The sequence below is a fragment of the Caldovatus aquaticus genome (genome assembly GCF_019458025.1).
GTDB lineage: Bacteria > Pseudomonadota > Alphaproteobacteria > Acetobacterales > Acetobacteraceae > Caldovatus > Caldovatus aquaticus.
The window spans coordinates 1-11439 of record NZ_JAHZUY010000084.1 but is presented as its reverse complement, the minus strand read 5'-3'; the positions used below and the strand labels follow the sequence as shown (position 1 = coordinate 11439).

Annotated in this window: 7 protein-coding genes; 1 reads left to right on the top strand and 6 read right to left on the bottom strand. The window is 75.3% G+C overall.

From position 1 onward, the window contains the following. A partial coding sequence (locus K1J50_RS17580) for a carbohydrate-binding domain-containing protein (RefSeq protein WP_304502931.1) occupies nt 1-940 on the top strand: 940 nt, incomplete at its 5' end. A gap of 417 nt (nt 941-1357) precedes the next feature. Here K1J50_RS17580 and asnB read toward each other — a convergent pair. From asnB to K1J50_RS17550, 6 genes are all read right to left on the bottom strand, one after another. Next, nucleotides 1358-3397, bottom strand: a complete 2040-nt coding sequence (asnB, locus tag K1J50_RS17575) for an asparagine synthase (glutamine-hydrolyzing) (RefSeq protein ID WP_220119063.1) — start codon at nt 3395-3397, stop codon at nt 1358-1360. An 80-nt stretch (nt 3398-3477) separates the two neighbouring features. Next, nucleotides 3478-4779 (bottom strand): O-antigen ligase family protein, encoded by a 1302-nt coding sequence (locus tag K1J50_RS17570; RefSeq protein WP_220119062.1) that lies wholly within the window; start codon nt 4777-4779, stop codon nt 3478-3480. 4 nt (nt 4780-4783) lie between these two features. Beyond that, the gene (locus K1J50_RS17565; RefSeq protein ID WP_220119061.1) at nt 4784-6271 is read right to left on the bottom strand and encodes an oligosaccharide flippase family protein; all 1488 of its coding nucleotides are present in this window, start codon (nt 6269-6271) and stop codon (nt 4784-4786) included. A gap of 5 nt (nt 6272-6276) precedes the next feature. Next, nucleotides 6277-7548 carry a glycosyltransferase family 4 protein gene (locus tag K1J50_RS17560; protein WP_220119060.1) on the bottom strand — a complete coding sequence of 424 codons (1272 nt, stop codon included), beginning with the start codon at nt 7546-7548 and terminating at the stop codon, nt 6277-6279. Next, nucleotides 7548-9578, bottom strand: coding sequence for a heparinase II/III family protein (locus K1J50_RS17555; RefSeq protein WP_220119059.1), 2031 nt, complete (start codon nt 9576-9578; stop codon nt 7548-7550). Before K1J50_RS17555 ends, K1J50_RS17560 begins: the two co-directional genes overlap by 1 nt. Continuing rightward, on the bottom strand, nt 9575-11092 hold the full coding sequence (locus K1J50_RS17550; RefSeq protein ID WP_220119058.1) for a GumC family protein: 1518 nt from the start codon (nt 11090-11092) through the stop codon (nt 9575-9577). Before K1J50_RS17550 ends, K1J50_RS17555 begins: the two co-directional genes overlap by 4 nt. Nucleotides 11093-11439: the final 347 nt, after the last annotated feature.

Below are 11439 nucleotides of genomic sequence, written 5' to 3'. Positions count from 1 at the left end.
CCCCTACAGCAACAAGCCGATCGACCTCTACGTCGACGACATCCAGATCTGGGACGGCGTGCCGACCGCAACGCAGCCCGCGCCCGCGCCTGCACCGGCGCCCGCGCCGACCCCGGCCTCGATCACCATCGGGAGCGGCTCGGACACTCTGGTCCTGAAGATCAGCCAGGACGCCTACAACGGTAACGCCCAGTACACCATCAGCGTGGACGGCCAGCAGGTGGGCGGCACCCTGACCGCCCAGGCCCTGCATTCCCTCGGCCAGTCGGACACCATCACCATCAAGGGCGACTGGGACGTCGGCCCGCACACGGTGACGGTGACCTTCCTCAACGACGCCTACGGCGGCAGCGCGTCCACCGACCGCAACCTCTACGTGGACGGCGCGACCTACGACGGTGCTGCGGTGAGCGGGGCGACGCTCGCGCTCTACTCGGCAGGATCGGGGAGCTTCCAGGTGAGCGACGCCACCGCGCTGCCCGGCTCCTCCCCCAGCCCCGCCCCGGCTCCCGCCCCCTCTCCGACGCCCCTCTCCCCGCCGGCCGGCAGCCGGACGGTGAACGGCACCGGCGGGGCCGACACGCTGACCGGCAGTCGCGGCTCCGATGCGATCTATGGCGGGGCCGGCAACGACACCATCGCCGGCGGGGGCGGCGACGACTGGATCGACGGCGGCCTGGGCAACGACAAGCTGACCGGCGGCCGCGGCGCCGACATCTTCGTGTTCCGGCCGGGCGACGGCTGGGACTGGATCTCCGACTTCCGGAGCGGCACCGACAAGCTCTACATGGTCGGCATGGACCGGTCCGACATTTCCTGGTCGCAGAAGTCGTGGCCCGGCGTCGGCACCGGTCTGGAAGTGGTCTACAACAACGGCGCCGACGGCGGCGTCTTCCTGCCGAACGTGTACAACCTGTCCTGGAGCGACTTCGTCTTCTAGGACACTCTTCCGGGGGCGATCGCGGACGGCCGGAAGCGGCCGGGAGCGTGGATCGGCCCCGAGACCCGGAGCGGGAGCCGCGACCGCCGGCCAGTCCGCGGAAACGGCTCCCGGTCACGGGACCTTCCCTCTTCCCCGTCTGCCTCCCTGGCGGCGCCGGGCTCCCGGGTGCGTCCCTGCGCGCCCGGGCTGACCCGGTGGCGCGCGGAGCGGCGGGGAGAGGGGGCGTTCGTCCCGGTGCGCCGTCCCGCGCCCGGCAGGGCGGTCCGGGGCGGCGCGTCGCGGGCGCCGCCTCGCCTCCGCGGGAGAGCGGCCTCTCCTGCCGTCCTCGCCGGCACCGCCCTCCTTGCCCCGGGGCTCGGCCGGCGCCGACCCGGGCGGCGCGATGCGGTTCCCCGGCGGCGCCGGGGCGCCCGCTCAGGCCGGCAACTCGTCCGTCGGCGCCAGCGTGCCGTCAACGAACATGCGGTGCCAGAGCTCGAGCTGGAACAGGATCCACAGCTTCCTGCCGTTGTCGGCCCGCCCGGCCGCGTGATCCTCGACAAGGCGGCGCAGCGCCGCCTCGCGGTACCAGCCCCGGCCGAGCGCCTCGCGCGAGAGCAGCGCGGCGCGCAGCGCCCCGCCGAGCGGCGGGCCCCGGAACCACGCGCCGACCGGAACCTTGAACCCCCATTTCGGTCGGCGGACGATCTCGCGCGGCAGGCCGACCGGCCCCTCGGCGAGCAGCTTGAGGATGCGCTTCCCTTCCCACCCGCGCACCTTCATCCAGCGCGGCAGCCGCCGGGCGGCGAACTCCACCACCCGCCAGTCGAGGAAGGGGCAGCGCAGCTCCAGCGAATGCGCCATCGTCATCCGGTCGCCGCGCAGCAGGAGGTTCGCCGGCAGCCAGAGCCGGGTGTCGAGGTAGAGCGCCTCCTCGACCGGCGAGGGGAAGGCGTGGCCACCGGCGGGGCGGCCGTCCAGCGCGCGCGCGGCGGCGCGGTGCACCTGCGCCTCCGCCTCGGCGAACAGGGCGGGGGAGAGCAGCGCGCGGCGCTCGGCCGCGGGGAAGGCGCCGAACCAGGCGGCGTGGTGCTCGAAGCGCTCGGACAGGGCGAACGCCTCGAGCATCGTCTGCGCGCGGCGCAGCGCGGCCGGAACGGCGCGCGCCACCGCCCCGAGCAGCGGGCGCGCGCCGGGCACGGCGAGCACGGCGCGCGCCGGCGCGCTGTCGGCGGCGGCGAGCGCGGCGTATTTCGGATAGCCGGCGAAGGCCTCGTCGGCGCCCTCGCCGGACAGCACCACCGTCACCTTCTCGCGCGCGAGCCGGGCCAGCAGGTAGATCGGGATGTCGCTCGGCTCGCTGATCGGCGTCTCGCGGCTCCACAGCGCCGCCGGGATGGCGCGCACGAGATCGGCGGCGCCGACCGTGAGCTCGTGATGGTCGGTGCCGAGGTGCCGGGCGACGCGCGCGGCGTGGCCCGCCTCGCTGAAGCCGGTGTCGAAGCCGACGGAGTAGGTCTTGATCGGATCGGGATGCAGGCGCGCCATCAGCGCGACGACGAGCGAGGAGTCGAGGCCGCCCGAGAGGAAGGCCCCGAAGGGCACGTCGCTCAGCAGGCGCAGCCGCACCGCGTCCTCGAGCAGGCGGTGCAGCAGCGCGACCGCCTCGGCCTCGTCGCGGAGGAGCGCGGGCGCCGCGTCGCCGCCCTCGGGCGCGGCCTCCTCCGCCGCGTCGCGCGCGGCCGGCGGCCCGCGCGAGAAGTCGTAGTCGTAGTAGGGGCGCGGCGCCGCCGCCACCGCCGCGGCCGCGCCCCCGGCAGCGGCAAGCTCGAGGATCGTGCCGGGCGGCAGCGGCTCGACACCGGCGAGCAGGGTCTCCTCCCCGGGCACGAAGCGGTAGCACAGGAAGGCGGCGAGCCGGCGCCGGTCCACCGCCGCCGCCGGCGCGGCGCCGCCCGCCCGCAGCGCCCGCAGCTCGGAGGCGAAGGCGATCCCGCGCCCGGCGTCGCGGACGAGGAACAGCGGCTTCTTGCCGAAGCGGTCGCGGGCCAGGGTCAGCCGCCGCTCGCGCGCGTCCCACCAGGCGAAGGCGAACATCCCGTTGGCGGCGCGGCAGGCGCGCGCCGCGCCCCAGGCGGCGCAGGCGTGGAGCAGCGTCTCGGTGTCGGAGCCGGAGCGCCAGCCGCCCGCGGGCGCCGCGCCCTCGGCCTCGAGCCGGGCCCGCAGCGCGCGGTGGTTGTAGATCTCGCCGTTGAAGACGATGACGTGCCGCCCGCAGGCCGTGGCCATGGGCTGGTGCCCGGAGGGCGAGAGGTCGAGGATCGCGAGGCGGCGGAAGGACAGGCCGAGCGGGCCGTCGAGGTGCAGGCCGTCGTCGTCGGGGCCCCGGTGGGCCATCGCCGCCGCCATGGCGCGCAGCGCCTCGCGCCCTGCCGGGCGGCCGTCGAGGCGGAGGAGGCCGGCGATCCCGCACATGGCTCAGGGGGCCTCCGGCTGCCGGCGGGCCGGAAGGGCGAGGCACCCGGGAAGCCGTGCCGCGGCCGCCATCGCGCGCCTCAGCGGTACAGGGCGTAGGCGGGATGCAGCCGCCGCCCGGGCCGCGGGGCCGCCGCCTGCGCCGCGGCGGCCTGCGCGGCGCGGCGCAGGCGCAGCGCGACGAGCAGCAGCGCCAGGAGCAGCGTCACGATGTCCCCGGTGCGGAAGAGGTTCGACTCGACCAGGCTCGTCGCCGTGTGGGTCAGCGCGAAGACCAGGGCGAAGCTGGCCCAGGGGAGGGCGCCTTCGGCCCATTCGCCCGCGCTGCGCCGGATCAGCTCCAGGATGATCCAGCTCACCAGCAGCAGGCCCGGCAGGCCGAGCTGCAGCGTGATGTCGAGGAACGCGTTGTGGGCCTCCCACATGTCCCAGCCCGAGTGGCGCCAGACGTTCTGGATCTCGTCGTTGCCGAGGACGAAGAAGGCGTTGTAGCCGTGGCCGCCGAGCGGCCGCTCGGCGGCCATGTCGAGCAGGCTCGACCAGGCCGGGACGCGGCCGCTCAGGGACGGGTCCTTGCCCAGCCACGCCATGATGTCGCCGAAGAACACGGCCAGCAGCGCGCCGAAGCCGGTGCCGGTGAAGACCACCCCATAGACCGCCCAGATCCTGGCGAGACCGGGCAGGCGCAGGAGCGGCAGGAACAGGGAGAACGACACCACGAGCAGGATCGTGAGCTGGGCCGTCCTCGACTGCGACAGCACGGCCATGGCGGCGCAGAGCAGCACGCCGAGGGCATGGAGCGGCCGCCGGCGCGGATCGTTCCGCCAGAGCCAGCCGAAGCACAGGGTGCCGATGACGGTCACGCCGCCCAGGGTGCTCTTGTGGCCGTACACCCCGGCCCAGGCGCCGGCCAGGGTCGGCTCCCGCATGACGCCGGCCTCCGGGAAGGCCAGCGCCAGCGCCGCCGAGGCCAGCAGGGAGAGGCCGATCGCGGCGGCGACGCGGCGCAGGACGCGCGCGATCGGATGGGTGGCGGCGAGGTAGTAGGCGAAGGCGACGGCCGCCATCAGCGTCAGCCAGCGGCGGAGGGAGACCTCCGGCACGTCGGACCAGAGCGCCGAGGCGAGGGCCAGCAGGAGAAGGAGGTTCACCGGCCCGCCGTGCCTGGCCACGAACAGGAACTCGTGCCGCCGCACCGCGACCAGGAGGAGCAGCCCCGCCAGGAGGACCGCCATGGCGGCGGTGCTGTAGGGGCTGGACACGCCGCCCTGCAGGCTCACGCCCTGCAGCCGGAGGGGGATGGTCGTGTAGGCGCCGAGCACCACGGACAGCGCGAAGAGGCAGAACGCCGCCTCCGCGCCCCACCAGAAGCCCCGGCGCATCGCCTCAGGCCTCCCGCCCGCCGAGCGGGGACGGGCGCGCCGGGCCCAGGCGCGGCGCGCGCCTCCCGCCCGCCGCCAGCAGGCGCGCGACGAGCGGACGCAGCACGGGCATGAGGCCGAGCCGCTCGAGCGCGAGCAGCGCGGCGCCATAGGTCGCGACGCCGCCCGCCACCTGCACCGCGAGTCCGAGCGGCCCGGGGAGCGCGAGCGCCGCCGTCACCGGCACGGCCATCAGCGCCGTCGCCAGGACGATGCCCGCCGTCTCCCGCAGCGGCACCGGCAGCGGGTAGGCGCGCGGCGCCAGGAGGGACGCATGGGCCAGCGAGACGGCGAAGGCGCAGGTCATGGCGACCGCCGCCCCGAGCGCGCCCCAGCGCGGGATCAGCAGCACGCCGAGGCCGAGATGGAGCAGCGCCCCCACCGCCGTCACCCGGGCCAGCAGGCCGGTCCGGCGGCCGAACTGGAACGCGAAGTCCACGTAGGCGCTGCGCAGCGCCATCAGCACCGCGCAGACGCTCAGCCACGGCGTGATCCGCACCACCGCATCGTGATAGGCGGGGCTGACGAGCAGGCGGGCGATCCCGGGCGCCAGCAGCGCCAGCCCGACCCCGGCGGGGAGCACGATCCCGAGCAGGAAGGCGAAGTTGCGGCCGAGCTGGGTCCGCGCCGCCGCCGCATCCCCGCCGTCCACCGCCCGCACCGCGAGCGGCCAGCTCGCCGAGTTGATGCCCTGGGCGAGCACCATCAGCGTCGCCTGCACCAGCGTGTAGGAGATGGTGAACCCTCCCACGGCCTCCTTCGTCGCCAGGACCCCGATCAGGATCGGGCTGACCGAGGCCATCAGCCCGCTGAACAGCATCGTGAGGAGCATCGGCGCGCCGTAGGCGAGAAGGGAGCGCGCCAGAGCCCCGTCGAAGGCGGGCCGCGCGCGGCGCGCCTCGCCGGCGAGCAGCGGCAGCCCCGCCGCCAGCATGGCGGTGAAGGCGACGAGCAGCACCGCCTCGCCCGATCCGGTCAGGTGCGCGAGCAGCCCGGTCCCGGCCAGGATCAGCCCGCTGCGCGCGAGGTTCATCGCCAGGTAGCGCAGGGGCCGGAAGCGGCAGATCTGCACGCGCGCCGCGAATTCGAACCAGCCGTAGGCCCAGGTGCCGAAGAGGAGCAGCCAGGCGAGCCGCGCGTGCTCCCCGGTCAGGCCGGCGAGCGACGCCGCGGCGAGCAGGAGGGCGGAGAGGAGGCAGGAGGCCGCGAACAGCGCCAGAACCGTCGGCAGGAAGCGCGGCTCCTCGTGGTGCGACTGGTACCACCGCAGCACGCCGTGGCAGAGCCATTCGAACAGGATCGCGTTGCCGAGCACGACCGCCGCCATGCCGAGCCCGTACAGGCCGTAGGCGTCGGCCGGCAGCAGCCAGGTCAGCAGCACCGCGGTGGCGAAGCTGAGCGCGCCGGGAACGCTCCGGCTGGCGATGTAGATGGCGCCGTCGCGCAGCAGCATGGCGGTCAGGCCGCGGCGGCCCCGCCGCCGCGCGGCCCGGGCGCGGGCAGCCGCCGCGCGGCGCGCAGGGCGAAGGCGTGGTCGTAGGCGGCGAGCAGCGGCGGCACCGAATAGGACCAGGCGAGCGCGGTCCGCACGCGCTGCCGGCCGATCTCGCCCATGCGCCGCCGCGCCGGCGCGTCGTCGAGCAGGCGGGCGATCCCCTCGGCGAGCGCGCGCTCGTCGTTGGCCGTCACGTAGAGCCCAGCCTCGCCCGCCGAAACCCGCGTCTCGTGCAGGTCGTAGGCGAGGACCGGCAGGCCGAAGAACATGTACTCGACCACCTTGTTCATGGTGCTCTTGTCGGACCACGCGGTCTTCGGGTCCGGGTCCACCCCGATGTCGGCCGAGGAGAGGATGCGGCAGAGCGTGTCGTCGCTGACGCGCCCGGTGAAGGTGCAGCAGTCGGCGACGCCGATCTCCTCGGCGTAGCGCGCGATCGCCGGCTGGTGCGGGCCGCCGCCGACCAGGACGCAGTGGACGTCGCGCCGGCCGAGCCCGTCGCGCAGGATCCGCATCGCCCGCACCAGGTGGTCCACGCCGTCCTGCCGGCAGATCTCGCCGAGATAGGCGACCAGGAACGGCTTGCCCCGCGACCAGCCGGCGTCGCGCCCGTGCAGCGCGAAGCGCGCGAGGTCCGGGCCCGAGCGGACGACATGGACGTCCTCCGGCGCCTTGCCGCCGCGGGAGACGGCGATCGCCTTGTGGCTCTCGTTGGTCGTCACCACCACCTGCGCCACGCGGAAGGTCATGCGCTCGAGGAACAGGAGGGCGCGGAACAGGAGGCCGCCCTCGCGTCCGAACTTCGCCGCGTACATCTCCGGCGAGAGGTCGTGGTGGTCGAACAGGAACACCTTGCCGAACAGGCGCCAGAAGGCGCCGAGCAGCCAGTAGGTCTCCGGCGGGTTGCAGGCGTGCAGCACGTCGAAGCCGCGGCCGAACAGCGCCACCCGGACGGAAAGCAGCGCGGTCATGACGAAGCACCAGGCGAACTCGGCGGCGAAGCCGAGCGTCCCCTCGGCGCTGATCGGCAGCGGGTAGCGGTGGATGTCCACGTCCTCGAGCGTCTCGCGCCCCGCGGTGAAGCCCTTCATCCTGGGGCAGATGACGCTGACGCGGTAACCGGCGCGGGCGAGCGTCGTCGCTTCCAGCCAGACGCGGCGGTCGAAGGGGACCGGCAGGTTCTGCACGACGATGAGCACGCGCCGGGGGCGGCCCGCGGCCGGGGATTCGGACATCAACCTCCCTCCGCCGCGGCCGCCCGCTCGAGGCTGCGCGCCGCCGGCGGCGGGGCCGGGGCGCAGACGAGGCGGCTCCTCAGGACCTGGCCGGGCGCGAGGCGCCCGACGCCGAGCAGCAGCGTGGCCGGCTCCTTCTGCCCGAAGCGCGCCGAATACCAGCCGAGGATCGGCGCCGTGCCGCCGCGATGGGCCGACCAGCGGAGCTCCGCGGGGAGGAGGAGTGTGGCGCGGCGCCGGCGCCCCTCCGCGGCCCAGGAGAGCTCGGCCACCGGTCCGTCGAGGTCGCACGCGACCGCGGGGTGCAGCTGGAAGGCGAGGCGGGCGGGCAGCGGCGCCGGCCCCTCGATCGCGTCCAGCACCTCCAGGCTGCGGGCGCGCCGGTCGAGTACGAGCCGCCGCCGGTGCCTGGCGCCCGCGCCCGCCCGGCGATAGGCGTCGTGGCACGCCTCGACCTCCGCGACCGGGCCGCCGTCGAGGCCGCGCGCGGCGAGCAGGCGCGCCGCGGGGTGCGTCCGCCAGAGGAAGGGTCCGGCCGGCTCCGCCTGGTCCCGCCCGCACAGCTCGAGCGCGTTGTGGGCGATGGTGGAGCGGAAGTAGTCCCGCCAGGCGCGCTCGCCGTGGTAGCAGTAGGTGCCGGGATCGGCGAGGATCTCCTGCCCGCCGAGCCGGAACTCGAAGGACAGCGCGTCGGCGTGGGCGTGGGCGGCGGTGGAGAGGAAGCCGTGCGGCCCGTGGTCGAACCGGCACCACATCTCCTCCGGCCCGGGCGCGGGATCGCGCAGGATCGAGATGCCGGCGCCGGGGAACAGGTTCGGCCGCGGCGGGGGCGCCTCCTCGCGCGGGTGGCGGCGCGCGACGGCGGCGAGCAGCGACGCGGCGATACCGCCCGCGCGCAGCGGCGGCCACCACGGCGCCGGGCCGATGATCCGCGCGCAGGCCTCGAGCACCGTCTCGGCCGGCGAGCGCTCGCCGGCATCGAGCACCAGGGCGCGGCCGTCGTCCGCATCGCCCTGCCGGGCGGGACCGAGCCGCGCGTCCACCGTCGCGGCGAGCGCGTCGGCCATGCCTTGCACCACGCGCCAGAAGGCGCGGCTCAGCGGGGCGCCGGCGGCATCGGCCTCGCAGCCCGCGGCGAGCAGCAGCTCGAGCACGAAGACGTGGTAGCCGCCGGCCAGCTCGCGGTTCAGGCCGTCGGCGAAGGTCTGCCGGCGGCATTCGCGCTCGAGCTCCGCCGCCGCCAGCGCCGCCCAGGAGGCGCTGGAGCCGAACAGGGGGAAGGCGAGGCCGGCGGCGAGCAGCCCGGCCATCTCGGCGATCAGGTGGTTGTTCGCCGAGCTGCCGCGGCTGCGGAAGGCGGCGAGCCAGGCCTGGTGCGCATGGAGCTGGCGCTGGAAGAGGGGGTTCCGCTCGAACAGGTCCGCCACGCCGGGATCGTCCGCCAGCAGCCGGCGCGTCCAGACCCAGGCGAGCAGGCGCAGGCCGAGCTCGATCCCGCTCACCCAGTGGATGCCGCAGAGCGGCGGGTTCGCCCGCCACCAGGAGCGGAGATGCTCGGCCGCCCGCGCGGCGTAGCGGCGCTCGCCGGTCCGGTGGTAGGCGGCGGCGAGCAGGGTGACATGGTGCAGCCGCGACACCTCCCACAGGTGCTTGACGTTGCCGACCCGGCTCTCGTCCCGGTAGGGCAGGTCGAAGCAGTAGGCCGCGGCCGGCGCGCGCCGGCCGGTCAGCGGGTCGCGGAACCAGTCGGGATCGGGCCCGGCGAGATCGGCGCGGGCGGAGAGCGCCGTCCAGTCGCCGCCGCAGGCGGCGTCGGCGCGATCGCGCAAGGCCCGGATCGCCCCGGCGTCGGCGGCGAGGCCGCCGGGCAGGCGGCCGCCGGCCCAGCGCGGCGTCGCCACGGGGGGTAGCGGCCATGCCGCGCCGCGCCGCCGCCGCCAGGCGCGCTGCAATGCGGCGTTGCGCGCGCGCCAGAGGACCTCGTGCGCGCCCATGCCGCGCAGGCGGCGCAGGTACCAGCGGAGATTCATGTCGCGGCCGGGATCCTGCGCGGGGTGTCCTCCGTCGCGACCGCCAGCAGGAGCTTGCGGCGCTGCAGGGCGGGCACCGGCGGCAGGGCGGCGAGGACGGGCACGCCGAGCATCCGCTCGACGGTCTCGGCCGAGAGGAAGCGGTTGCCGAAGGAGAGGGCGAGGAGCAGGCGGAGCACGGCGAGCAGGCCCCCGGCGACGATGCCTCCCGCGGCGAACAGGGCGTTCTTCGGCCAGACCGGATTCTCGGGCGCCCGCGGCTGCTGGATGACGCTGAGCCCCGCGACCTGGGCGCGGTCGAGCTCCTCGCTGAAGCGGGCGTCGGTCTGGCGCTGCTGGAGCTCCCGGATCGCGGACTCCAGCCCCGAGACCCTGCGGTCGAGCGTCTGCAGCTCGATCTCGTCTTCGGCGATCTGCCGCAGGCGGGCGTCATCCTCCTGCAGGGCCGCGCGCAGCGCGGCGATCCGGCCGTCGAGGGGCGCCCGTTCGGCCTCGGTCGCGGCGATCTGCGCCCGCAGGGTGGTGATCAGGGGGTTGATGCCGGTCGCCACCGAGGCGCTCTGGGCGCTGGTCTGGGCCAGCGCCTGCTGGGTGGCGGCGATGGCCGAGCGCGTGGCGCGCAGCGCCGGATGCTCGGGACCGAGCCGCGTCGCCTGCTCCCGCTCGCGCTCCTGCAGCTCGCGCAGCCGCCGCCGCGCGTCGTCCGCGACGACCGAGCTCTGGCTCACGGTCTGCAGCGTGATGGTGGCGGGCTGGCGGGCGAGCTCGTCCGCCAGGAACCGGATCTGCTCGTCCAGCATCGCCTTGCGCATCTCGGTCTCGCGCAGCTCCTGGCTCACCCTGGCGCGCTGCTGGACGAGGAGATTGCGCTGCTCCGGCAGGGAGAAGAGCTGGCGCCCGGCCACGTAGGCGGCGCGCTCCCGGTACGCCTCCTCCAGGCGGCGCGCGTTCTCGACCATCTGCGCCTCCAGGAGCGCGCTGCGCTGCCGGCTGAAGGCCTGCACATGGCGTTCCTGGAAGCGGGTGAGCACCGAGCCGAGCGCCTCGACCGCCACCCGCCTGTCGGCGTTGCGCAGGCGGATCTCGATCACGTTGGTCAGCCTGACGGGCGCGACCGCGAGGTCCTTCGCCAGGGCCGAGGCGGCGGCGTCGTTCCGCGCCGCGGGGTCGGCCAGCTGTTCGGCGAGCTGCGGATAGAGCTTCCCGACGGTCTCGTCTCGCAGCACGTCCCGGATCAGGTCCGCGCTCTGCAGGATCTGGGTGACGGTGTCCACCATCTCCCGCATCGTGATCTGGGGGAGCTGCGAGACGCCCGGCGTGTCGGTCTGCGGCATGAACTCGCGGCCCGGCTTCACGAGCACCTGCGCGCGCGCCTCGTACTTCGGCGTCAGGTGGCGCGGGACGAGGAGGCCCACCGCCACCGGCAGGAGGAAGGCCAGGATGAGGGACCAGCGATGGCGGAATGCGAGCGCCAGGATCTCGCGCGAGGACGGGAGCGACGTGACCGGCTTCAAGGCGGATCTCCTCGCTCTGGCCTTGCGGCGGGACATGCCCGCGGAACCGAGCACCGATCCAGCATACGAACAAGCGGCGGGCCGGGGTCATGCCGAGTAGGTGATTCCGCGAACGCACTGATGTCCGGCGCGGTCCGCCCGGCGCTCCGGGGCGGGCAGACGGCGCGGGCGCGCGCGCCCCGCGCCGCCCCTGGAGCGCGCGGCGCGTACGCCCGCGGCGGAAACCGCCTCGTCCGGCCCGGCGCGAGCGGAGCGGGTCCGCCGTCTAGCCGGTTCCGGCCGGAGGCACGCCGTCCCAGATCTGGATGTCGTCGACGTAGAGGTCGATCGGCTTGTTGCTGTAGGGG

What these genes read in the sequence shown, in the direction of transcription:
- K1J50_RS17555 (WP_220119059.1), bottom strand. Translation starts at nt 9,578, where the DNA reads ATGAATCTCCGCTGGTACCTGCGCCGCCTGCGCGGCATGGGCGCGCAC.
- asnB (WP_220119063.1), bottom strand. Translation starts at nt 3,397, where the DNA reads ATGTGCGGGATCGCCGGCCTCCTCCGCCTCGACGGCCGCCCGGCAGGG.
- K1J50_RS17570 (WP_220119062.1), bottom strand. Translation starts at nt 4,779, where the DNA reads ATGCGCCGGGGCTTCTGGTGGGGCGCGGAGGCGGCGTTCTGCCTCTTC.
- K1J50_RS17560 (WP_220119060.1), bottom strand. Translation starts at nt 7,548, where the DNA reads ATGTCCGAATCCCCGGCCGCGGGCCGCCCCCGGCGCGTGCTCATCGTC.
- K1J50_RS17565 (WP_220119061.1), bottom strand. Translation starts at nt 6,271, where the DNA reads ATGCTGCTGCGCGACGGCGCCATCTACATCGCCAGCCGGAGCGTTCCC.